Here is a 23,286-nt window from a genome sequence, read left to right on the forward strand (position 1 = left end):
ATGGTGACCACGACGTTCACGCGCTTCGACGCGCAGATCGCCGACCAGTTGCTCCACGCGGCGAACACGGCGGGCGCACTGTCGACGTTCCTCAATTTTCGACACACGGAACTCACCGCCGGTCGGCTGGTGGCGGAGATGGACACCCGCGAGGACCTGCTGACCCCGTTCGGCAATCTGCACGGCGGATGTCTGTCCGCGATGGTCGACCATTGTCTCGGGGTGGTGTTCTACCCCGTCATTCCGGCGGGATCGTGGGTGGCGACCACCGAGTTCAAGTTGAACCTGCTCAGACCCGTGTCCAGCGGGGTGTGCGTCGCCGTTGCCGACATCGTGTCGCTGGGCAAGCGCAGCGGGGTGGCGCGCATCGACATCACCAACGGCGACAAGGCCGTATGCGCCGCGCAGGGCACCGTCACGATCGTGAGCACCGCAGGCAACGCATCGTGACTTCGGTCGTGCAGCATCGGGTCCGGACCGGAGACGGGATCACCCTGGCCGCCGAGTACTACCCCCACGACGGCGATCGTCCCGTCGTGTTGCTCCTGCACGGCGGCGGTCAGAACCGGCACGCGTGGAGCACCTCGGCGCGCCGGCTCCAGTCGCGCGGATACTCGGTGGTGGCCTATGACACCCGCGGTCACGGCGACAGCGACTGGGATCCGGCCGGGCGCTACGACGTCGAGCGACTCGCCACCGACCTGCTCGCCGTCCGTGACCACTTCAGCGCCAATACCCCGCCCGCCGTCGTCGGCGCATCGCTGGGGGGAATGACCGCCCTGGGCGCGCACCTGCTCGCATCCGGGGCGTCGTGGGCGGCGGTGATCCTGGTCGACGTCACCCCGCGGTTGGAGTTCGAGGGTGCCCGTCGCGTCGTGACGTTCATGGCCGCCCACCCCGACGGCTTCGCCACCCTCGGCGATGCCGCCGAGGTGATCGCCGCCTACAACCCGCATCGCGCGCGCCCCGAGAACCTCGACGGCCTGCACAAGGTGCTTAGGCAGCGTCCCGACGGTCGCTGGGTGTGGCGATGGGACCCGGCGTTCGTCCACTCCAACTTCGACTTCCTGCGCGACGGCGCGGCCGCGGGCACCGAGCAGTTCGACGCGATCAGCCATCTGCTGATTGACGGAGCCCGACGCGTCACCGCCCCAACACTTCTCGTCCGCGGGCTGCTGTCCGACGTGGTCTCCCAGGCCACCGTCGAGGAGTTCACCCACCTGGTCCCGCACGCCGAAACCGTCGACGTGTCCGGCACCGGTCACATGATCGCCGGGGACGACAACGACGCCTTCACCGCCGCGGTCACCGACTTCCTCGACCGCTGCACTCTCTAGACCGCGCCACTGCACCGCTCGGGCACGCTGCCCACGCTTGGGCGACGCGGCCAGTTCGGTGACGTGTTCAGTCTGTAGAGTTTCTGCGCCGTCGGCTGGCTACGTGTCCAAAATCGTTGCTGCACTGACTATTTCGCCGCGCATCACTCATCCGACATGTCGAGCGGTGGTGGACTACCACCACGTCAGCTCTCGAGAAGCTTTGCTTTTCCACGCAGCAGTTCCCCGGCCCGCTGTCAGCAGCCGAGTTCCCCTCCGGCGGCGACGATGATCTCAACGGCGGCCGGTACTGATATCGCCAAGTCCTTCGAGACCATCTCAATGGCGTCAGAGGATGGATGGCCGCTGTGGGTCAGCTGGCACACCTTGTAGCCCTCGGTCAGCAGTTGTTGAGCTGTCAGATACGCCAGCCTGCTCTGAAGTCGCTGGAGGTAGCCGGCCTCATCGGCGACCGCAGTGGGCGCGGTCGCGACCCCGATGCCCACAGCGATGGCCAGCAGGGCTACATGGACGGCTCGTGGACGCCGGTTCCGCCGCAGCGATGTCCGCGTCGACCCCACACGGACATCGCCTGCTGCGGTAGGTCGGGACGAGTGAGCACAGGCAACGCGGTCGTTCATGAGGTCCGTCTCTGGGGGGTGGTGGGGCGGTGGGGCCACCAGCTGGCCTCGCGGAGCAGGACGGCGATGGCGGGGACGGTGAGGGTGCGCACGACGAAGGTGTCCAGCAGCAGACCGCAGCCGATGATGAATCCGGCTTGGATCATGATGGCGATGGAGCCGACCATCAGGCCCAACATGCTGACCGCGAAGATGATGCCGGCCGAGGTGATCACCGACCCGGTGCTGGCCACGGTGCGTAGGACCCCGACGCGGATGTTGCGGGTGGATTCCTCCTTGAGCCGCGACACCAGGAGCATGTTGTAGTCGGCGCCCACCGCGACCAGGATGATGAACGCCAATAGCGGTACGGGCCAAGCGATTTCACCACCGAGTCCCCACTGGAAGACCAAGACTCCAATGCCCAGCGAGGCAGTGTAGTTGAGCACCACGGTGCCCAGCAGGTAGAGCGGGGCGAGCAGTGCGCGCAGCAGCAGCACCAGGATCAGGCCCACGATGAGCAGGGTGGAGGCGGCCAGCTGGATGAAGTCGGCGGTCAGGAGGCGCTGAATGTCGGAGTTGACCGCCGGGAACCCGGCAACCGAGATGCGGGCTTGCGCCAGGGAGGTGTTGGGTCTGGCTGCCTCGGCGACGGCGACCATCTGGTGGGACAAGTCCATGGCCTCGGCGCTGTAGGGGTCGTTGCTGGATTCCACGAGGAATCGGGCGGTCTTGCCGTCGCGGGAGAGGAACTGTTTGGCGACGTCGGCGAACTGGCGGTTCTCGAAGGCGTTGGGCGGCAGAAAAAAGCCGCTGGAGGTGTCGGAGCCGGTGCTGGCGCGCGCCGAGTTCTGCAGCTGGGTGGCGATCTGGCTCATCCCGCTAAGCATGTCGATGTTGCTGTCGGCCAGGGTGTGCACGCCGGTGGCCAGGGCTTGGGCGCCCGAGGCGAGTTGGCCGATGCCGTCTTGGAGTCGGCGGACGTTACCGGCCAGGTTGGCGGGGTCACCGAGCGCGCCGAACGCCTTGTCCAGCGAGGTGACTGCGGTCTGGACGCCGGCCAGGGTGTCGGCCACGGATGCGTTCTGGCCGACGGTGTCCCCGAGCCCGGCGACCTGGGTGAAGAACCCGGCGTTGCGCAGCGTCGTGAGGACCTGGACCTGGTCGCGGATCTGGGCGCACTGCGGTGTGGTCGCGCACCACGGCGAGGTGTTCAGCGCGCCCACCAGCGGGTCGATGGTGGCGATGGCACCATCGGCCTGCTCGGCGAGCGGGCGCAACCCCGGTCCCGAACGCAGCGCCTGGTCGACCGCGGGTGCGGTCGCCGAGAGTTGGCTCAACAGGGGCCGAAACTGGTCCACCTTCCGCCCTGCGCTCTGGGCCTGATCGAGGATTCCGGTCAGCGGGGTCAGCGCGGTCCGCAGGGTGGTGTCGAGTTGGGCGAGGCCACCGGCGAGTTGGTCCGCGCCGCCGGTGAGCTTGGCCAGGTCATCCTTGCGGGCGTTGCCGTCGTCCACCGCGCCGGCCATCTTGTCGCCGATTTGCCCGTTCTGCCACCCCAGTTGGGCCTGCTCCAGGCGGGCTCCCGCGGGTCGGGTGACCCCGGACACCTTCGTCACCCCGGGGACCTGCGCGATGCGCGAGGCCATCTCGTCGAGGTCGGCCAGTCCCTTGCCGGTGCGCATGTCGGTGGGAGACTCCACGACGAGGAATTCGGAGATGACGACGTCGGTGCGGAAGTGCCGGTCCAACAGCTGATAACCCTCGTTGCTGGCGGTGGTGGCGGGTTGTCCCTTGCGGTCGTCGTAACTCAACGTCATCGTCGTGGCGACCGCTGAGAGTGCCAGCAGGATGGCCAGGCTGACCAGCAGCAGCGGCACCGGCTTGCGCACCACCGCCACGGCCACGGAGTTCCAGTACCGCCGGGTGCGGTCGGACTTGGGTTCGCCGATACCGCGTTTCGCGGCCAGCGACAGCACCGGCGGCAACAACGTCACGGTCGCCACGAACCCGACCAGGACGGCGACCGCGCAGGCCGGTCCCATCCCGGCGAACACGCTCAAGTTGGCGAACACCATCGCGGCGAACGCCAACGCGACCGTGGCGGCCGAGGCCAGGATGACGCGGCCGATGCTGGCGGTGGCGTGCTCCACCGCCTGATCGGGGGCGACCTGCGCCCTGCGCTGTTCGTGGTAGCGGCTGATCAGGAACACGGTGTAATCGGTGCCGGCGCCCAGCAGGATCGCCGTCATGAAGGCCACGGTGAACTGCGAGACCGGCATACCCAACTCGCCGAGTACGGACAGCACTCCGCGCCCCACCGCCAGACTGATACCGATCACCAGCAGAGGCAACAGCGCGGTGAACACCGACCGGTAGACGATGAGCAGGATCAGCGCGATCAACCCGGCGGTGGCGATGGAGATGAACAGCAGATCGTGTTCGGCCTCGGCGATCTGATCGCTGAACGTCGACGGCGGCCCGGTCACCCGCACCGTCGTCGACGATCCGGCGAACGCGTCGGCGGCGATCGCGCGGACCGCGGTGACCGATTCGGCGGCGGCGGGGTCACCGAGCGTGCCGGCCACCCCCACCGGCAGATACCAGGCCTTGCCGTCCTGGCTGAGTGCCTGGGTGGCGGTCACCGGGTCGGCCAGCAGGTCTTGAACCAGCAGAACGTGCGTGGTGTCGGCGCGCAGCCGCGACACCAGATCCGTGTACTGCGTGCGCGCCGAGGGGGTCAGGCCTGCCGGGTCCTCCATCGCGACGAAGAGCATGGTCTTGGAGCCCTGCTCGCCGAAGGCCTCGCTCATTCGGTCGAGGGTTTGAAAAGACGCCACGTCGCGGGGGATCAGCTGGACGGATTGTTTCTGCACCACCGTTTCCAGTTGCGGGAACAGCAGGGCCAGGACCACCGCCAGTCCGACCCAGGCGCCGATCACCAACGCCTTGTGTCGCACGGTGAATCGGGCCAACGCGCCGAGGCGCTCGCTGTACTCCCCGGAGGTCTTGGCAGCCGAAATGGTGCGTTCACGCACCCGGGTGGCGGCGGCGTCGGGCGGGTCCGCTTCGTGGCCGTCGACGCTCAAGGGCGCACCGCAGGGCGCTCGGACACCAGGTCGTCCGCGGGCATGTCGTGGCGGACGACGCGGACCCGGCCACCGGGTAGACAAGCCATGTAACCGTGGCGCTTGCCGTACAACTCCCACGCCGCGAAGCACTCGTCGGCGGCCACGGTGAAGCCGTAGCCGTTGGAGAACTCGACACGCAGCGTGCCGTCGTCCTCGCAGGTGGCGAGCGTGCAGACGCTACCGGCGAAATTCAACAACGGGCGCTGATGATTCGGTACGTCATTCGGGTCGACCATCACGTCTTCGGCCGGGTGTGCCCCCACCGCAGGAAGCGACAAGCGCAGTGGTCGGGTAACGACCAGCTCGTTGTAGTCGGCCATGGTGAGTACTAGGCCGCCAACCAAGCTGACGCGCTGGACCTCGCAGGCTTCGATCCACTGGGTGATCATGAGACCTCTCTACCTCGATCTGATTCGTAACGATACCATCAGTATCGGTGCGCTACTAATAGTGTTGTTTCGTGTGGATCGGGTTGGCCCGGCTACCTCTCGTCGTGGACTATCAACGCGATGCTGCGCTCCAGTCCGATCGCGACGTCTTCGGTGGAGGCGCCGTGCCGGACCCACGCGATCAGGCTGGCCAGCCAGATATCGCCGACCAGGGCGGCAACTCGGTGTTGTGTCGGGCTCGGCTCCTCACCGGCGATCGCCAGCCCGATCAGGTGCTCGATGACCCCCGCCGCGCGGGCCACCTCGGCGCTCGCGCTGCCATCGGCGACGACGAATGCGCGGGTCACGGCCTCGGTCAGGGCCGGCCGAGCGCGCCATTCCTGGCATAGTCGGGTGTTCAACTGCTCCACCCGCAGGCGCGGCGATCCCGCTGTGACCGTCCAATCTCGTTCAGCGCCAATACGTTCGAACTCACGCGCGAGGACGGCGATCAGCACGTGCGGCTTCGACGGAAAGTAGCGATACAGGGTGCCGACTGCCATGCCCGCACGATCGGCGATGGCGCGCATCTTCACGGCGTCATATCCACCGCTCGTGGCGATCGTCGCGGTGCAGTCAAGGATGATCTCGCGTCGGCCGAGTCTCCCGGTGAGGAAATCGTGCCTGATCGATTCGGTTGTCGTCATCGGCGGTCCGCAGCCTTTCGCGTGCTTAGGGCTGTCAGAGCGGTGACACTGTCACGTTCAGCCGCGGCTAGGGATGACCAGTATCGCTACGCTACCGTTGGTACCATAACGTGGTGAGAGTCGTAATGACCAGACAATCCCGGCGACGGAAACGGCGTTGAGCGAACATGTGTTGCCCGACGGCGACGACGCCGATCCGCGTCGGGCGCGGTCACGGACCCGACTGCTCGACGCCGCCGCTCACCTGCTCAGTACCGGCGGAGTCGAGGCGGTCACGATCGAGGCGGTCACCAAGGCCTCGAAGGTCGCACGAACCACCCTCTACCGCCACTTCACCAGTTCCTCCCACCTTCTCGCCGCCACCTTCGAGCGACTCCTGCCCCAGGTCACCCCGCCGCTTCCGAGCTCAGTTCCCCTGCGAGAGCAGCTGATCGAACTGCTCACCCGTCAGGCAACCTTGTTCGCCGAGGCACCCCTTCACCTCACCACCCTCGCCTGGGTCTCACTAGGGCCTTTGTCGCCAGATGGTAAAGACGCGGGCCACACGCAGTCACTGCGAAAAAGGGTCGTCGACCAATACCGCCAACCGTTCGACACCATCCTGCAGAGCCCCCAAGCGCGCGACGAACTCGATGACTTCGACGTCGAACTCGCCATGTGCCAACTCGTCGGACCACTCGCCTTCGCACGCATGACCGGACTCCACACCATGAGCCGGCACCACTGCGAACACATCGTCGATGACTTCCTGACGGCGCATCAACGCATGCGCCCCGGAGGTCAACCAGCCTCAGCTCGCGATTTCTCACCGAAGTAGACAGATCAACGCAGACGCCAAGCCGTGATTCCACGCGCGTGGCGATTGAGTTGTAGCGGCGGCAATCTAACCGTGTCTCGTTTCTAGAGAAACGAGACAGGACCACACGCCTCACGTCGCGGCGGCATAACGCCAGCTCGCGCTGTCGCATTTCTTGTCTCGCACCGCGTGTCTCAGATCCTGGGTGTCGGAGGGCAGTAAGAAGATTGTGGCGTTTCAACGATTCTCGGGTTCATTGTGTCGAGCCGCTCTTCGTGGTCGCTTCGAGTATCGCGAGTTCACCGTGCGCCTTCGTCACCCCGCTTGGGAAGGGTGTCGTCGACGTCGATGCTTTTCGACGTTCGTGTACCGGACTGATGACGGCAGTCAGCGCCTCACTGCGTCCTATTGAGCGCGGTGATCAGCTCCCTGTTGGCGGCACGGGCGGCGTCGAGTTCGCCTTCGCGCTCTTCTAGTTGACGTTGTAAGGCCACGTTGCGTTGTTCGAGTCCGGCGACTTGTCGTTGCAGCTCGTCGATGTCAGGTGCTGCGCCGAGGCCTGATTCGAGCCATGCCTGTTGGCCGAGGGTCTCGGACAACTTGCGTTCCAGCTGCCGGTTGTGGGCGGCCATCCGCGCGATGCGTTGCTGGGCGTTGGCCAGGTCGGTCCGTAGGGATGCGTTCGTTACTGACGTCCCGGACTGCTCGGACGTCGGTTTGGCTTGGGAGGTGTGGATGTCGGCGAGAAGATCGGGGTGCCGGTACAGGAAGCTCCGGTCGACGCCAGCATCGCGGGCGATCGACGCGACGCTAACGGCGTGGCCCTGGTCCCGGGCGCGACCCAAGGCCTTCTTAACGCGTTCACGGCGGCGGTTGGAATCTGCGCGGCGCCCGGCGATTAGCGCCTCGGTCATCGTTAAGCCGTTCTGTCGGGACGGATGGTGGACGGAGGCTGCCGGACGCTCGGCATGTTGAGGCGCACGACGCCGTTTCGGGCTCGCCGCACGACACCGACGGCCTCCTCGATCTGTGTACGTTCCGCCTCGGAGAGGTCCTCGACGTCTGCTTTGATGCGTGCGATGAGGCGGCGGATCCGGGTGATCTCCTCGTCGGATGGCAGCGCCGCGCTTCTGGCCCACTCGTCGGCGTCGAGGAAGCTCAGCAGCTTCTCGCGGGTCCGCAGCAGGTCGGCGAGATAGCCTTCCAGATCGGGCAGGTAAGACACGTCGGTGCTGAAGTGAGCGCATCCCACACAGCGGAACCGGACCGGGCAGTCGTCGCCCCCAGCAGCGACATTGGTTGGCTCGCTGCACATTCCATAGGGAACGGCGACCTCGCCGACTGCCCTCCGTAGGTGCTCGGAGTCCAACAGCTTCTTGGCGTTGCTCCAGGTCCGATTGCCGTGTCGGTCGAACTGCATGGCGGTCACCCGGTCGACGGCATCGCGACGCCGTTGCTCACCAACGCGGTAGTAACCCTGGGTCGTCATTGCGTTGAGGTGGTCCATCAGTTCGCGCAGAACGTCGATGGGCACACCGGCGTCGGCATGGCGTTGGGCATAGGTGTGGCGGTAGGCGTAGGGGAACATGCGGCTCTTGTCGAACGGCATCGGCTCGGGCGCTTTGCCCTCGACTGTCGATGCTGTCGGCACCAGAACCTCGGGCAGGGAATCGACCCATTTGCGGTGTCGCGCACCGACGGTTTCGTCCCGCATGCCCTTGGCGCCGTATGGGTTCTTGATCGATGTCGGTAGCAGCTTCAGCTCTGCAGCTGGCGTGTCCGGAAAGCGCTGGCGCACCCGCTGCTGTTGCCGTTCGATGACGGCGAGCGTCGCAGCCCCGATTGGTAAACGGCGCCGCAAACGGTTGGCCTTGCGGTTGTCATAGATCAGCACCGCCTCGCCACCGGCGTCGCGGCTGACGCAGTCCAGGGCCAGTTCGCAGATTTCCTCGGGGCGGCGGCCGGTGTCGATCATCAACTCGACGGCCACCCGCACTTCGGTGCCGGCTTGAGCTTCGAGTCCATCCAGGTGCTGACACAGGTGTCGGACCACCTCCACGGGTAGGTCTCGGCCTGCGGCCTGCTCATCGGGCTCATCTGGGATGTCCCCCTCGGCGACGGCGAAGTCGTCGGGCAGGCCGTGCAGTGGTTGACCAGCGCGGGTAAGCCCAATTGCGCGCATCTGGTTCAGGGTTCGGCGCAATTCGCGGACCGCACGCGCCCTCGACTTGCCGGTGATCTGACCACCAGATTCCAGGAACGCCATCCGATTCAGGAATGCCGTGACGTCGCTGCGGCTCAGCAGGCGCAGGTCGGCGCCGCTATCGCCGCGCTGCAGGTGGAGACTCTCGCTGAGCAGCGCCAGGTAGTTGATTCTGGTTTGGCACTGGCTCTTGCCGCCTTTGCCGCGACGGCGCGGGAGGTCGTTGTACACCTCGACCTTTGCCGCGGCACGCAGCCACGGCTGCGAGATCGATCCGAACCTCAGCGTTCCTGGGTGGCCGAAGACGGCAAGATCCCAGACATCCTTCACCGCCTCCATCTCGGGCGTAGTGCGCCACCTGCGGGCACTGGTGACGAACTTGCGATGCAGCTTGGCGACCTCGTAGGTGAGCTGGCCCGCGTCCGCGTCATCGATGGTGGCAATCTGCTGACTTCGCAGCGCGCGAGCCAGCATCCGAAAGTGGGACACGTCGAGACGAACGCCTTCGGCGACATGTTGTTGCAACCCGTAGAGCAACTCTCCGACTACCCGGTCCGGCAGCCCGCGAAGAGTGACCTCGCCCCGCACGGTGATCGCCGGCTGAATACGCCGGAACTGCTCCTCCTCACTCGTATTGATCGCAGTCCCGCCAACGTATTCACGCCACCGGGCGGCGTGCGCTGGGCAGTACGAGTTACTACTCGACACGCGTTCCCGAGTACAGGCACCCACCCCGCACTCACCGAAGGTGGCAACCACATCAAGGTCTGGCCGGTTGATGAAGTCGTCGACCAGCATGCGGCGCCTCTTGCGGGATCGCTCATGGGCACCGCACAGACCCGTTCCGGTTCGCGCGGTCCTCTCGCAGGTCTTGACCCCGCATGGATCGTCGCTGAACCGACGATGGCGAACACGCGGGACCTGGGCGAAGTCAGCCAACGGGGGAAGCCCGAGTTCCCTCCAGCGGAGATTGCATGCGGCACAAAGGCCTTCGGAGATCAGCACCTTCTGGTCACAATGCGGAACGATGCACTCCCTCCAGCCGAGCACGGCATGGTCGCGAGGGAACGATAGAACTCGACCTTCGCGCGACCAGTTCACCGACGTCAGAAAATGCTGCGAAACCGCGTTCCACAGTTCGGCGCTGGCCGCGCCGTCGGCGTCTGGCGCGGCAGCAGAGGCGCGATGCGCAGCAATCGTCACTTTCCTCGCGCCGTCTCGCGTGGTGAGCCGACGCGATTCACTGCCGCTCGAAGACGGTCTGCTGAAGGATGTAGGTACGGCTGAGACGACGTCGGGCTCGCATGGCCCATCAGCGTCTGGATCTCGTCGAGCAGCGCTCCTGAATCGGCCAGGTTGCTGCCGAAGGCATGCCGACCCTGATGTGGAGTCACCGTCCGCGCGAGACCTGCTCGGCGAGACAATGACTCGAACATTTCGTTGAATGCTCCTGGCTGCATCGGCGCCCCCAGCGGCGCCCGGAACAGGTTCACCAGCACGTAGTCGCAATCTGCGGCCGCCGGTTGCTCGTCACGCTCCAACAGGTACAGATCCACGCTTCGCACGACCAGAAAGTCAATTGGCACCGCGCGGGGGCGCCGAGATTTCGCCCACGCCCCGTTCGCATTCTGTCGGCGAACGACATGCAGATGCGCTCCGGAGATCGAACAGTCGTGAACGGCGTTGTCGGGCAACATGTGCAGATCTGAACGACGCAACCCGGCAGCTTCCCCACGCCGCAAACCCACACGTGACAGCAACAGCACGATCAGCCTGTCTCGGGCCGAACGGCACGCTTGCATCAGCGCGACGATCTCTTCGTCCGTCGCGCGGTCGACTGCCGTCCTAGGCTCACTCATTCGATGGCGGGCCCGCAGCCGATATCGCAGACTTGAATCCTCGCCGCGAGCCTCCATCGGAAGATCTCGGGAGTCACCCATCTCGTAAAGCTGGTCCATCACCGACGCCGGCACCTCCTTCGAGACCACCGCGAACGCGAGGAACCCCCGGACGGCGACCAGGATGCGATTGATCCGTCCGACACCTCTGACGGGCTCAGTACCCGGACCCGGAATGAGACGCGATCCAGTTGCAGGCTGATACCTCAGCCACGTGATGAACAACCCCAAGTCGCCTGCTGCACTACGCCAGTCACGGCCAGTAGCCGAACACCATCGCAAGAACAACGAGACACTCTCGGCATATGCCTTCGACGTGGACTCGGCGCGGTCACGGCCGAACCTAAGCTCTCTCAGGAACCGGTTTGCAACCGGGTGCACCTCGTACTGGTCATCCACCACAGTCCAGTAGCGGTCACCAGATGGCATCCGAACGAGAAATGCACGCACAGGCGCTCCATCAACGATCGCACGACGATTCAAGACAGACTCAACACCCCCGGAGAACCACTTCCAAGCACATCTGCGCCGTGTCGCTTGCAACTAGCTGCAACACCTATCGACGCCCGAGAGAACGTCACGCGAACCTTCCCGGAACTCGGGGGCGTCGCCGAGTCGGTTGGGCGACGGTCGATGATTTTGGATGGGGAAATCGTCGCCCTGGACGCTCGGGGGCGGCCGTCGTTCACCCGTCTGCAGCGACGATGGCCGCAGCACCGTCGGCCCGATGCGGCGCTGCTGCGTGAGGTGCCCGTGCGCGTCATGGGCTTCGACGTCCTCGAATTCGAGGGGCGAAGTCTCACCGCGCGACCGTGGCACGAGCGCCGCGCGATCTTGGAGACTGTGTCGGTCGTCGACCGGTCGCCGGTGCTCACCGTGCCGCGCGCGTTCACCGACGTGTCGCCCGCCGACATGTTGGCCGTGGCAGCCTCACACGGGATGGAGGGCGTGGTCATCAAACGTGTTGACTCGCCCTATGTTTCGGGTCGGTCCGGATTGTGGACGAAAGTGCCCGTGAGGTTGACTGCCGAGCTGGTGATTGTTGGGTTCTGGTGCGCTGCAGGACCTGGCGGCGCGAGCGCAGTCGGTTCCTTGCTCCTGGCCGGCCACGACGACGCGGGCCGCCTGGTTGCTGTCGGCCAAGTCGGCACCGGATTCAGCTCCTCCATGCGCCGGTATCTGTTCGGCTTGCTAAGCCCCCTACGTTGCCCGAACACGCCCTTGGCGTTGCCGGTGGAAGCGACCGGTGTGCGCTGGGTGATGCCGACCCAAGTCGGTGAAGTTGCCTACCGCGAGTACGTCCCGGGCCTGTGGTTACGTCATACCAGCTGGAAGGGGCTGCGCGACAAATTGGCTGGTGACATTTGCGTCCCTGCGGCCTCCGGGGCGGTGTAGGGCCGCACTGCATCCCGCGCTGGCGTGGCGCTCAGCTCAGCGCGGGATCCAGGATGTCGGCCAACGCGTCGTCCCCGCGGGCTGCAAGAGGGCGTTCGACGTCGTCCGGTTGACAGTGCAGCGCCGCAGTGGAGACACGACGACTGGCTGGACGACCCTGTCGCTCCCCGACGCGACAATGGGTCGATGAGTGAACGGCAACGGCGGTTTACAGGTCCGCCAGACCCCCCGCGCGCGGAATGGCGACTTCCATGTCTCCGACTTCACGACCATGGTGCGGGTCGCCGGGCGGCCAGCGGCGGTGCGTGTCTACACCGCCGCCGAGCTGGACGAAGCTGCACAGTACGCCGCCGCCGTGGGGGGACAAGCCATGTCGTTGCCCCTTGCGCCACCCGCCGGTTACACCGTTGGTGGCAACGGGTCCCTTGTCCCGGTTGCCACTCATGGTGGTTACAACGATGCTATCGACCCCGAGGAATCGGCGTCGACGACAACCTGATGGAACCACTTGGCGATGTCGGAGATCAGGTGCGTCCGGCCTGGCGCATTGGTGAAGAAGTAGTCGCTCATCTTCTCGTGGGCGCCCTGATTGTCGGCCACCGCACCGGTGACGGCGTCATCGAAATCCGGTGATTCGACGAACTGCCTGGGGGAGTTGACCTTTGCCTGCTGAACGAGCGAGACGTCGTCGAGCAGCGTCCGCAGGAGCGCTTCGAGAAATGACACCTTCTGCGACTCCGTGAAGTCTTCGGACCCAAACAAATCGTTGAGTCGATCCAGCACCTGCTGGAACGCGACCATCTTTGGATCGCGCTTCTCACCGGATCCGGCGGCGGTGACGCCGGACAGTCCGACCCGTGCGCCGAGACCGATATTGACCCTGCCTCGGTCGACCTGCTTGACCTGTTTGAGGACGACATCCGACAGATCGATAGGGGAGGTGTAGTTCTCGGGCTGGATCACCCGCTCCAGGTTGCGAAGGTAAATCTGCTTCTTCTCCAGCTCCGGGTCGCCGTAGTTGATGATCTGAGACATGAAGTCGTATAGGCGGACGAACGACCCGACGTCCTTGCGGAACATGTCGAGTTCGGCGAGCGCGGGCTTGTCGCCCTCGCCGCCGTTGTCGATCAGCGCCGCCTGGTAGCGCTTGGCGAACCGTTCCTTGCCGAGGTCGACCGCCGCGGAGAGCTTGCCGTGGTGGCCCCTGATGTGGGCGTCGGCGCACAGCTCGACCTCGGCGTGGGTGTAGATGGCGGAGGTGTCGAGCTTGGCCGACAAGTCGTGCACCAGGTCCGGGTCGGTCTCGGTCTCCAGGTAAGCATCGGTGAAGTACGGCTCGAACGCCTCGCGGATCGCGTCCGGTTCGTTGACGAAGTCCACGGCCTGGGTCGTCGCAGCGGTCTTCGGGATGCCCGACGGGGTGCGGTACGTCCGGTTCAGGCGTGAAAGGGTCTGCACCGCTGTAACACCGGAGAGGACTCGGTCGACGTACATCGCGCACAGCAGCGGCTGATCGAACCCGGTCTGAAACTTATTGGCCACAATCATCACCCGGTACTGATCACCGCGGAACGCGGTACGCAGATCATGCACGCCCGGGTTCATCGTGGCTTCGGTGAAGTCGACGGGGCCCGATTCTGGGTCGTGAACGCTTCCGGAGAACGCGACCAAGGTGCCGTAGCCGTACCCCTTGCTCTTCACGAATTTGTCGATGGCCAGCTTGAAGCGCACCGCAGCCTTGCGGGAGTCGGCAACCACCATCGCCTTGGCGTGACCGTCGAGCAGGTCGGCGACGTTGGTACGGAAGTGCTCGACGATGATCGCCGCCTTCTGCGAGATCGTCTGCGGGTTGATCTTCACCCACCGCATGACTTCCTTGGTGGCCTGGGACTGGTCCACTTCAGTGCTGCTGCCAGCGTTCTGCGCGATCTGAAACGCCAGCTTGAACGAGTGGTAGCCGGTCAGCACGTCCAGGATGTAGCCCTCGGCAATGGCCTGCTTCATCGTGTACACGTGGAACGGCGCTGGGTTGCCGCCGTCAGCCGGGGGCCGCCCGAACAACTCCAGGGTCTTGCCCTTGGGGGTGGCGGTGAAGGCGAAGTAGGAGATGGTCGTCGACTCCGCGCGTTCGGTGGCCTCAGCTGCCAGCACCGCTTCGATGTCGATCTCGCCGCCGTTCTCGATGTCGTCGATCTCCGCGGCCGTCAGCACCGCCTTGAGCTGTCCGGCGATCTGCCCGGGCCGGCTTCGGTGATTTCCTGTTTGGCGCATCGGGTGGCGTTGTCCATGTTGCTTGCGGGATTGATGGATTCGCGTAATCGCCTCAGGTGGTGCCATCGTGCGAATTGTTCGATGGGTGTGTGGATGGCCGGCGTGGGTTTTAATGTCGCGAGTTACCACTGGTTATCGGCAGTATCAAGTTTGGTCGAAATGTGCTGCTGCCTCTGGTGGCGTGTCAAGAACTGAACGAATGAATGAACCCTTGGCCGCACTGTAGGCCTCGGGGTCGTCGCTGTGTTCGGCCGCGGGGGGACGTTCTGGGGATCGCTTACCTGCACGTCCTCATCGACCTGACGGCAGCGGCGTTCGGCGCCGTCCGGGTGATCTGGTCGGGCAACCTTCGTGCCAAACACGGCCCACGGGACCGGGACGGACTTCTGCCAGCTGGAGAGCTTTGCAGAATGGGGTGCGATCAGTGCGGCCGCCGTCGGCCGAACGTTCCTCGCCAACCCCGACCTGGTGGACCGGTTGATTCTCGGTGCCGAGCTGAACGAGCCCGACGTGGCGACGTTCTACTCGCCAGGACCCGTTGGCTACGTGGACTATCCGGCGCTGGAAGATCTCGAGGTCAAGACCGCTTGAGCCTCAGCCGAGCCGCAGGATCAGCACCACCAGGACGACTGCCAGCAGGGTGGTAGCCAAGCCGATCAGCCGCACCGCCGTGTAGGGGATGTGGTCGACCTGCCTGCTCCGACGGCGCCCGATCCAGAAGACGATGAACGCCACCACGACCGAGGTCGCCGCGACGACCGCCCGGTCGGCGGTCAGCGGGCCGCGATGGGGCAGGAGCACGATCGCGCCCACCGCGAGAAACCCGATGGCCGTTCTCTCCCAGGCCAGCTGAGTGCGCTCCGCGAACAGCCCGGGTTTGTCGGACGCCGGCGGCACGGTCACCGGCCCGCTGGCGCGACGGAGATCAGCACCAGCAACGCGATCGTGACGGCCAGCAGTACGGCAGCGAGGAGCGCGGGCAACCTGCTGGGCGGAAGGTCGGCATTGGCGCGCATCGCGGCTTGAACCCGTTGCCAGCGGCGGACGGCCAGCGCAGCCAACAGGCCGCCGCACGCCACCAGGAACAAGCTCAACACCTCGCGGACACCGGTGATGCCGAAGCTGGGCACCAGCTGCACCAAGGCGACCCCGCCTGCCATCAGGGCGAGGGAGGTCCGGATCCAGGCGAGAAACGTGCGCTCGTTCGCGAGCGTGAAACGGTAGTCCGGTTCCTGGCCGACAGGCGGCATCAGCTGCCGGCCTCCTCGACGTGCAGCGGGTGGGCCAGCACGGAGCCGTGCTGATACCCCAGCGCATTGCCGGGGGTCGAATCGGGCTGGACGTAACCCCGATCGTCGATGGCGCGTACCCGGAGTAGGTGCTCACCGGGTTCGGGTGCCCAGTCGAATTCCCACCGCGCCCACACCCCTGGCGACGATGCAGAGGTGATGGTCGCGGTGCGCCACGGTTCGTCGTCGATGCGGTACTGCACGTCGCTCACCCGATTCTCGCCGGCGTAGGCCCGCCCGCGGATGACGTGGTTCCCCGTGTGCAGTCGTGCCGGCCACGGCAGTTCGACCAGGCTGGACAGGGCAACGCTGGTGATCGCTTCGCCCCTGGCATCTGGATCCTCGGCGTGTTGCGGATCTACCAGGACGTAGTCGACGGTGTTCCACGGCACCTGCAGCGCCTGCTCGGACACCTCGATGCGACCCAGCCACTTGATGCTCGCGGCCCCGAGCCAGCCCGACACGATGAGCCGAGCCGGAAAACCGTGGTCCGGCGGCAGCGGTTCACCGTTCATCGCGATGGCCACGATGGTGTCGTCGGCGCTCGCCTTGGCCAGCGGGAGCGGTCGGCGCGCACGGATGGCGTCGAGTGACTCCGGCATGACGTCGCACGCGTTCGGGGTGATGCCAGCCGGGTCGAGGAGGTCGCGCAGTCGCACCCCCGTCCACTCGGCGGTACTGATGGCGCCGCGTCCCCACTGCGTGCCCTCAAAGGTGCGGCCGAGTTCGGTGCCGAACAGGACGCGGCGGTTACCCGCGCACTCGAGGGTCCGAGTGACCGTCGTCAACGAGAAACCCGTGCACAGGTCGTCGTAGGTGTAGCGGAGTTCGCGGCGCACGCCGTCGCCGTCGATGCGGAGTTCCCAGGTCGCCGCATCGATCGCGGGCGTGGGGGCATGGCTGCGGACGAAGAAGCGGTCGACGGGGGTGATGTCGCCGAGCATCCGGTCCGGTCGGGTGCCGAAGTCCAAACCCGACCCGGTGTCCTCCATCAGGTCCGACGGGGTGGGCTTGACGATTCCGGACCGTGGTGTGTTCACGTCTTCACTCTTCGCCGGTCGCAGGCCGAGCATAAGGGCCAATCGCCGATGGATGCATAGGCGATGGTTATGTCCCCACCGCAATCGCCAGGAGGTCGGCCGCGGGTCCGCGCAATCTGTCGCCCTCGGCCCAGATCGCGTGCAGACGGCGGGTCAGGTCGAGTCCCGGCACGGTGACGGCGATCAACGTCCCGATGGCGAGCTCGGTCTCCACCGCGCGGGCGCTGATGACCGCGGGCCCGATTCCCCCGATCGTCGCCGCCTTGATCGCGGTGGTCGAGGAGACCACCAGCAGTGGTGGTGGAAGGGCCGTCCCGAGCTGCTCTGCGACGGCGCGCTCCCAGGTCTGCCGGGTCCCGGAACCGGGCTCGCGACTGACCATCGGCGCGGCCGCGAGGTCGTCGGCCGTCACGGCCGCAGGTCGGCGGGCCCACGGGTGCGACGGCGTCACCACGATGGTGAGTTCATCGCGGCCCACGTCGCATGCCCGCACGCCCCGAGGCAACGTCGGGCTCTCGACGAAGCCGAGATCGGCCCGTCGTCCGTGAATTTGGGCGACGACGTCCGCCGAACTGCCGCACACCAGCGCGGTCGTCGTCTCCGGGTGCGCGGCCTGCAGGGCGATCAGCCAGCGCGGCAGAAGGTATTCCGCGATCGTCAGGCTGGCCGCCACCGTCAGGTGCGAATCCCGGTCCATGGTCAGTGCGGCGATGCCTGCCTCGAGATCGGCCGCCCTGGCCAGCACCGGCTGCGCCCAGCCGGCCACCAGTTCCCCGGCGGTCGTCAGCCGCGTTCCCCGGGGCAGACGTTCCAACAGCCGCACCCCGAGATGGCGCTCGAGCTCACGCAGTCGGGAACTGGCCGCAGGTTGGGACATCCCGTGAGTCGCGGCAGCGCGGCCGATGCTGCCGGTCGCCGCGACCCCCAGCAGCAGCTCGAAGCTGGTGAGATCGCACACCCGGGGAGGCAGAGGCATAACCGAAGTCTATGTTTGGCGGCAACACCCCACGAACAGATTGATAGATGGGCGACCCTCGCACACAATTGACCTGCAATGGAGAGGTCAGACATGTCCGAAGGCACCTTCATCTTGAACCGCACGCCAAGTAGATGGCGGCCTCGGCCTCAACGGCTCGCTCAAAGTACCTGCAGGGGAGGCATTTTGGCGTCACTGGATATTGGTCATATCGAGTTGGGTCGTATTCGTCGACGCTGGGCCTGCAACCGTGCAACAGATCATGGACCGCGCACGAGCGTCGCTGGGGCTCCCGGTCGTGAACGTCAACGACATGTCAACCTTCGCATCGCGATCCACATTTTGAGTTGCCCAGTGCGGATGCAACCATCGTCGCTGACCGCGGGCGGTGGGGGTCTGGCGCACCGATGCGGAGTGGACGTATTCGCATCGCATGCGAATAACCAACTTACTACCGGTAAGTCTCCATATTCCATTTGGTCGTATTCCTGCGTTGTGTAGCAATGTCTTCGAGAGTCGCGACGGTGGGCTGACTGCTGGCTCAGCCCGTGGGAGCTCTCGTCAGGTTGCGGATCGGTCGGAGTAGCAATTGGCCGGTGATTGTTTGCTGTCCCTCGCAGGCTCGGTATGGATTGCCGGGGAGGATGGCCGCCTGATCCGTCTTCGTCCGACGGCTCGGCGAAATGTTGACGACAGCCGGTGGCCGAGGCTGCAACACTGGCCGAATGCTCCCCGATCCGGCAGTGCAGCTGCGGCTGGCGATCCCCGAGGACGACGTGTTCATTGTCGAGATGGCCCGTCACGCCACAGTCATCGAGGACTGGCCTCTTCCTGACGTGGAATCCGAAGACGTGCGCAGTCTGCTGCCTGCCGCCGGTGAGGTGTCGATAGTCGCGGTAAAAGCCGGGGGTAGGCGAGTTGGCGCGGTGTGGACACTTCACAACGAGCCTCCCTTGCGCGTCGGCTCGGCCGGAGTTCCGTTGCCGGAACTCTGCATTGCCGTGGTGCCCGATATGCGTGGCAGCGGGGTGGGTAGTGCACTACTGGATGCCCTGTTTGTGCAATGCGCGGGAACCCAGACCGCGCTGTGCCTGAACGTTCATGTGCGCAACCCCGCGCGAAAGCTATATCAGCGCAAGGGTTTCGGGGAGATTGGCCAGGGCCGTGGCCCTCTGGGCATAGCTATGCAGAAGGATCTGTGATGGCGATGGCCTCGGTGCGGGTGCGTCCGATGACCGTCGATGATGCCACGCATGTATCTAGCTGGCGTTACCCGCATCGGTGGTCGGTGTATGACCTGCAGTCCTCGATCGACATCCTGGACGAACTCGACATGTACCGGTCGGTCACCGATGCCGACGGCACCTTGATCGGATTCTTTTGCCTAGAGTCCGCGGCCCGCGTCCGTGGCATGAGCGCGGATCCGGAGATCTTGGATCTGGGCGTTGGAATGGATCCTTGCCTGGTCGGCCATGGAAGCGGTCGCGCATTCGGGGAAGTGGTGCTCGATCACCTGGGCCACGAATATCCCGGGCGACCCTTGCGCGCGGTGATTCAGTCGTGGAATCTGCGCAGTCGGCGGTTCGCAGCCTCGTTGGGGTTCGTCGACGTTGGTGAGCTGGCCTGTTCCCCACGTTCGCAGCAGGAGTCATATCGGGTCCTGCTCAAGCCGGAGGCAGGGTCATCACGGGGCTTCGTGGTGGCCCAGTCTGGCATCTGGCTGTTCGGTGACAGACTGATGCTGCGTGAATTCCTCGCTGAGGACCACCCAGCGGTACATGCCTACGCCTCGGATGCTGAGGTCACCAGGTTCACCGATTGGGGTCCGAATAGCATCGCTGAGACTCACGCGTTCCTGGCCGGTGCTGCCGCCCAGCGTGAGGTCGCCGAGAGGGCCGAGTTCACGTTGGCGGCGGTGCAGATCACCTCTGGCACGCTGATCGGTTCGGGGGTGATCGGTGTGACGAGCGCCCATCACCGTCGCGGGGAGCTCGGCTATGTCGTTAACCGCGACTACTGGTCACAGGGCTATGCCACCGAAGTCGCCGAGTTGCTCGTCCAGTTCGGGCTCGAGCACCTGCGGCTGCGTCGGATCGAGGCGACGTGCGACCCCGCTAATCAGGCATCCGCACGTGTGCTGCAGAAGGCCGGGCTGAGCTACGAGGGCCTGATGCGCAGCCACCTCCTTGTCGGCGGGGTTGGTCGGGACTCCCTGCTGTATGCCCTCGTTGAGGACGGGCAGTAACCGGCACGCTCTGCGCCACGGTCCTGTCCACAGGCGATGGTCTGTCGCGGCGCTTTTCGAAATGCACTGCGTGTCAGAGAAACTGACGCGGCTGAGGACTTCGTGGCGTCACGTATCGTGCCCATGTGTTTCCAGCTTCGGCGGCGTGCCGTTGAGTGACTTGATCGCTGTATCCGAGCATTTCGGCGACCAGCGGTGCGGGTATCTCGGCAACGAGTTCCTGCAGAGCGGTGTTGCGTGAGCCTTGCAAGTTGATTCCCAGGGCTCGGAGCCGCTGCATGATGGCCTGCGGGTCGATGTGTCGTCCCGGCCGGTTGCTGGGGAACAGCCATGGCGTGCCGACGGCTCCGCCAGCAGTTCGCAGATTGGGTCGGTTGTGGCGGTGGTAGTTGAGTTGGGAGGCGAAGGGTTCGGGAACCGAGATGGGGTCCTTGCCCAGCGCGATGCATGTCTCATCGCCCAGGAATGCGATCGCGCTGGCGTGTAGAGCTGCGATCTTGGTCAGCGGTTGGGCGTAGAGCAACAGCAGCACGCCGGCGATCCGGTAGGGCAGGCTTTCGGAGTCGCCGGTCAGCAGTTCCTTGAGCCAGGCCAGGCGTTGGTCCTGAGTGATCGTCGGCGTCGTCTTCGCCTGCCGATGGCCGATCTGCAGGGCGACGTTGAGCTTGCTCTTCTTGGCCCAGATGAAGAATGTGCGGATCAGGTGTCGGGTGGTGGGCCCTGAGGTGAGGTAGGCGTCGACGTCGTGTTGTGTGCAGTCGGCGAGGGTGCGTTGGTGAGTCTGCTCGAGCCAGGTGAGGAACTTGATGGTTTCGGTGATCTCCTGCTTCGCGGAACGTTTCGGCCCGTCGGAGGATTGTCCGGGTCTAGATTCGCTGCGCAGGCGTCGGAGGTGGTGCCAGGTCGCGAACTGCTCGACGGGGGCGCGAACTGCGGGGGAGTCGATCGCGTCGAGTTTGACGGCCAACCAAAATTCGAAGCGGGCGAGGTGTTCGTCGCGTTGCGGGAGCAGTCCGTGATGTTGGAGGATGCTGCGTAAGTGATCGACGTGGCGGCCCGATCCTGCTGCGGTGAGCCCTTCATGGGTGAGAGGTATTGTGCCGGAGGCAATTCCACCCAACAGCTCTAGCACCTGGACGTTGCGTTTCCAGGTGAGGATGCTTTCGGGACGGTCGACACCGCAGAGCACGTCGACGAGCGTCGCCATGGTGGCTGGGTCGACGGGATGGTGAAGCAGGACGGTGCAGAGATCGTTGCGGAGAACGCATCGTGCGCATTCGCCGCGGCGGTGAAGCTCTCCTTCCCGGTGACAGGTTCGGCAGGTGAAGTTGCCGGGGATGCCGGCGCAGGTCAGGCAGATCGGTTGGTCGTCGGTGCGGTTTCCTCGCCCGGGGAGGACGCCGTCGTGGCCGCAGCTGGGGCAGATGCCGTGGGTGCGCATCGCGGTGTAGAAGCAGCTGTGGCACAGCTGATCACCTGGCCAGTGGACGCGCATGGTGTTGGCCATGCGATGGCAGCGAGTGCATTCAATGGCGCCGGTGGTGATGCGTGGTCGGCCGCGTGTGGTGGATCGCGGGGTGGGGTCAATCGGTGTCATCGGTGATTACTCGTGCTCGCCGGGGCCGGACGGACTTGTTGAGTTCGACGACGTTGGGCGGTGCAGTGGTGCCGGAGGCGGTCTTTTTCTTGCGGGCGTCGGTGGCGGTGACGGTGACGAGGTCCTCCACGCCGCAGCCGAGGATGTCGCATAGTGCGGCCATCAGCTGCAGCGAGATGCGTTCGGGTCGTTGAGCGACGATCCGGTAGACCTGGGGACGGGACAGGTTGATGCCGCGCTCGGCGAGGCGGGGCATGAGGTCGGTGCTGTTGTGCATGCCGTGGGCGGCCATCAGTTCGGCCAGGCGCCACCGGTAGTCGACGTCGCGTTTCACGAGGTCTCCTCGCCGAAGGTGAGGGCATCCTTGATGGTTTGGTCGAGCACCCTGCGCAGGGTGCGGGTGCGGAAGTCGCTGGAGACGCCGGTGTAAAGCGAGGTCGTGCTGGCGTGTTCGTGGCCAGCCTGGTCTTGGACGAACTTGGCGTCCCAGCCGTCTTCGATGAGGTGGGTGATGTAGGAGCGCCGAAAGGAATGCAGATCGAGGCCGCCGGAGAGTTCGAGGTCGTTGCAGTAGCGCCGGAATCGGCGCAGCAGGGTGTTCTCAGCGACCAAAGATCCTCGCTCGCTGGGGAACAGGTCAATGCCGTCGTCGAGGTAGGGCTGGCCGTGGGTGAGCCAGTCGGTGATGATGTCCGGTGTCCAGTCGAAGACCGTGAGCACGGTGCGGCGTTTGGGTGGGGAGCCCTTCTTGGCCTTGCCGTAGCGGACTTTGACCACACCGTAGCGGCCGAATTCGGGGGCGTGCGGGTTGCGGGAGAAGTCGACGGTCTGCAAGTGCCGCAGCTCGTTGAAGCGCACCCCGTAGGAGTAGGCGACCTTGAACATCACGGCATCGCGGTAGGTCGGCAGCCATCCCTTCTTCTTGGCGCTGGCGATCAGGGTGACCTGGTCGTCGGCGTGGTCGAAGAAGTCCTGCAGTTCCTGTTTGGTGAACGGCCGTTTCTCGGGGTTTTGCTCGTTGTCCTGGACGTGGGTGGCGGTGTTCCAGGCGAAGAACACCTGCGCGGGGTGGGTGCCGAAGCGTTGCTCGCAGACCCGATCCCAGCCGTAGTCGGGGTCGGCGATGTAGGAGCAGAACAATCGCAGGCCGTTCTGATAGCCGCGGACCGTGGATTGCGCTCGGCCCTTGATGCCGCGGAGGTCGGCAAAGAACTCCTCGACGATGGCCGGCGTCCACGACCAGGGATACTCGTTGGTGTGCGCGATGAAGCGGCGAACCAGGCCGACGCGGTCATCGATGGTGTCGGGATCGAGGTTGCGGCACAGTTGCTGGTTGCGCCAGCCGTCGAGCATCTCCTCGACCGTCTGGACCTCGGGATGGAGCAGCGGAACAGAGCCCACCAGGAATACTCGGCCGCTCTTGTCGACGGGCAC

At 65.3% G+C, this 23,286-nt stretch carries 21 protein-coding genes and 1 pseudogene; 7 read left to right on the top strand and 15 right to left on the bottom strand.

The window, feature by feature from the left end:
- Positions 1-450: a PaaI family thioesterase gene (locus tag ASD37_RS02225; RefSeq protein ID WP_056547411.1), complete on the top strand. Its 450-nt coding sequence runs from the start codon at positions 1-3 to the stop codon at positions 448-450.
- Entirely contained in the window at positions 447-1,337 is an 891-nt protein-coding gene (locus ASD37_RS02230) for an alpha/beta fold hydrolase (RefSeq protein WP_056547415.1), read from the top strand. Before ASD37_RS02225 ends, ASD37_RS02230 begins: the two co-directional genes overlap by 4 nt.
- Positions 1,338-1,573: 236 nt before the next feature.
- Here ASD37_RS02230 and ASD37_RS31315 read toward each other — a convergent pair whose 3' ends face one another.
- From ASD37_RS31315 to ASD37_RS02250, 4 genes are all read right to left on the bottom strand, one after another.
- Complete coding sequence (locus ASD37_RS31315) at positions 1,574-1,957, bottom strand: DUF732 domain-containing protein (protein ID WP_156720695.1); 384 nt, start codon at positions 1,955-1,957, stop codon at positions 1,574-1,576.
- Positions 1,954-4,974 carry an RND family transporter gene (locus ASD37_RS02240; RefSeq protein WP_056549682.1) on the bottom strand — a complete coding sequence of 1,007 codons (3,021 nt, stop codon included), beginning with the start codon at positions 4,972-4,974 and terminating at the stop codon, positions 1,954-1,956. Before ASD37_RS02240 ends, ASD37_RS31315 begins: the two co-directional genes overlap by 4 nt.
- A gap of 47 nt (positions 4,975-5,021) precedes the next feature.
- Positions 5,022-5,456, bottom strand: coding sequence for a DUF6188 family protein (locus ASD37_RS02245; protein ID WP_056547432.1), 435 nt, complete (start codon positions 5,454-5,456; stop codon positions 5,022-5,024).
- 92 nt (positions 5,457-5,548) lie between these two features.
- On the bottom strand, positions 5,549-6,142 hold the full coding sequence (locus tag ASD37_RS02250) for a TetR family transcriptional regulator (protein WP_056547435.1): 594 nt from the start codon (positions 6,140-6,142) through the stop codon (positions 5,549-5,551).
- 157 nt (positions 6,143-6,299) lie between these two features.
- Between ASD37_RS02250 and ASD37_RS02255 the strand changes: the two genes are divergently transcribed.
- Positions 6,300-6,959: a TetR/AcrR family transcriptional regulator gene (locus ASD37_RS02255; protein ID WP_156720696.1), complete on the top strand. Its 660-nt coding sequence runs from the start codon at positions 6,300-6,302 to the stop codon at positions 6,957-6,959.
- Between the two features lie 374 nt (positions 6,960-7,333).
- On the opposite strand, the gene ASD37_RS02260 is transcribed toward ASD37_RS02255, so the two are convergent.
- From ASD37_RS02260 to ASD37_RS02270, 3 genes are read right to left on the bottom strand one after another with little or no spacing between them, the layout of a single operon-like run.
- Positions 7,334-7,852, bottom strand: coding sequence for a DUF6262 family protein (locus tag ASD37_RS02260; RefSeq protein WP_082569905.1), 519 nt, complete (start codon positions 7,850-7,852; stop codon positions 7,334-7,336).
- A gap of 2 nt (positions 7,853-7,854) precedes the next feature.
- Positions 7,855-10,344, bottom strand: coding sequence for a tyrosine-type recombinase/integrase (locus ASD37_RS32105; RefSeq protein WP_235567948.1), 2,490 nt, complete (start codon positions 10,342-10,344; stop codon positions 7,855-7,857).
- Positions 10,341-11,489, bottom strand: a complete 1,149-nt coding sequence (locus ASD37_RS02270) for a tyrosine-type recombinase/integrase (protein WP_235567949.1) — start codon at positions 11,487-11,489, stop codon at positions 10,341-10,343. Before ASD37_RS02270 ends, ASD37_RS32105 begins: the two co-directional genes overlap by 4 nt.
- Between ASD37_RS02270 and ASD37_RS02275 the strand changes: the two genes are divergently transcribed.
- Positions 11,415-12,434, top strand: coding sequence for an RNA ligase family protein (locus ASD37_RS02275; protein ID WP_235567950.1), 1,020 nt, complete (start codon positions 11,415-11,417; stop codon positions 12,432-12,434). The two genes, ASD37_RS02270 and ASD37_RS02275, sit on opposite strands and share 75 nt — an antisense overlap.
- A gap of 450 nt (positions 12,435-12,884) precedes the next feature.
- Here ASD37_RS02275 and ASD37_RS02280 read toward each other — a convergent pair whose 3' ends face one another.
- Positions 12,885-14,705 carry a hypothetical protein gene (locus ASD37_RS02280; RefSeq protein ID WP_235567951.1) on the bottom strand — a complete coding sequence of 607 codons (1,821 nt, stop codon included), beginning with the start codon at positions 14,703-14,705 and terminating at the stop codon, positions 12,885-12,887.
- A gap of 266 nt (positions 14,706-14,971) precedes the next feature.
- Here ASD37_RS02280 and ASD37_RS02285 point away from each other — a divergent pair.
- Positions 14,972-15,296, top strand: a pseudogene (locus ASD37_RS02285) (alkene reductase); the annotation flags it as partial.
- Positions 15,297-15,299: 3 nt separating this feature from the next.
- On the opposite strand, the gene ASD37_RS02290 reads toward ASD37_RS02285, so the two are convergent.
- The 4 genes from ASD37_RS02290 to ASD37_RS02305 form a co-directional block, all read right to left on the bottom strand.
- The gene (locus ASD37_RS02290) at positions 15,300-15,608 is read right to left on the bottom strand and encodes a DUF202 domain-containing protein (RefSeq protein ID WP_056547451.1); all 309 of its coding nucleotides are present in this window, start codon (positions 15,606-15,608) and stop codon (positions 15,300-15,302) included.
- Positions 15,605-15,955 (bottom strand): YidH family protein, encoded by a 351-nt coding sequence (locus tag ASD37_RS02295; protein ID WP_056547456.1) that lies wholly within the window; start codon positions 15,953-15,955, stop codon positions 15,605-15,607. The genes ASD37_RS02290 and ASD37_RS02295 overlap by 4 nt, the downstream gene beginning before the upstream one ends.
- Positions 15,955-17,034, bottom strand: a complete 1,080-nt coding sequence (locus ASD37_RS02300) for a sulfite oxidase (RefSeq protein ID WP_162253216.1) — start codon at positions 17,032-17,034, stop codon at positions 15,955-15,957. The genes ASD37_RS02295 and ASD37_RS02300 overlap by 1 nt, the downstream gene beginning before the upstream one ends.
- 67 nt (positions 17,035-17,101) lie before the next feature.
- Positions 17,102-18,010: a LysR family transcriptional regulator gene (locus ASD37_RS02305; protein WP_056547462.1), complete on the bottom strand. Its 909-nt coding sequence runs from the start codon at positions 18,008-18,010 to the stop codon at positions 17,102-17,104.
- Positions 18,011-18,735: 725 nt separating this feature from the next.
- Here ASD37_RS02305 and ASD37_RS02310 point away from each other — a divergent pair.
- Complete coding sequence (locus ASD37_RS02310; RefSeq protein WP_056547466.1) at positions 18,736-19,212, top strand: GNAT family N-acetyltransferase; 477 nt, start codon at positions 18,736-18,738, stop codon at positions 19,210-19,212.
- Positions 19,212-20,255: a GNAT family N-acetyltransferase gene (locus ASD37_RS31925; RefSeq protein WP_200959740.1), complete on the top strand. Its 1,044-nt coding sequence runs from the start codon at positions 19,212-19,214 to the stop codon at positions 20,253-20,255. Before ASD37_RS02310 ends, ASD37_RS31925 begins: the two co-directional genes overlap by 1 nt.
- Positions 20,256-20,328: 73 nt before the next feature.
- Here ASD37_RS31925 and ASD37_RS02320 read toward each other — a convergent pair whose 3' ends face one another.
- The 3 genes from ASD37_RS02320 to ASD37_RS02330 all read right to left on the bottom strand — a co-directional run bounded on the left by ASD37_RS02320 (position 20,329) and on the right by ASD37_RS02330 (position 23,286).
- Positions 20,329-21,762 (bottom strand): hypothetical protein, encoded by a 1,434-nt coding sequence (locus tag ASD37_RS02320; RefSeq protein WP_056547469.1) that lies wholly within the window; start codon positions 21,760-21,762, stop codon positions 20,329-20,331.
- Positions 21,763-21,838: 76 nt separating this feature from the next.
- Positions 21,839-22,186 (bottom strand): helix-turn-helix transcriptional regulator, encoded by a 348-nt coding sequence (locus tag ASD37_RS02325; protein WP_056547472.1) that lies wholly within the window; start codon positions 22,184-22,186, stop codon positions 21,839-21,841.
- Positions 22,183-23,286, bottom strand: coding sequence for a site-specific integrase (locus tag ASD37_RS02330; protein WP_056547475.1), 1,104 nt, complete (start codon positions 23,284-23,286; stop codon positions 22,183-22,185). The genes ASD37_RS02325 and ASD37_RS02330 overlap by 4 nt, the downstream gene beginning before the upstream one ends.

The organism is Mycobacterium sp. Root135 (assembly GCF_001426545.1).
Taxonomy (GTDB): Bacteria; Actinomycetota; Actinomycetes; order Mycobacteriales; family Mycobacteriaceae; genus Mycobacterium.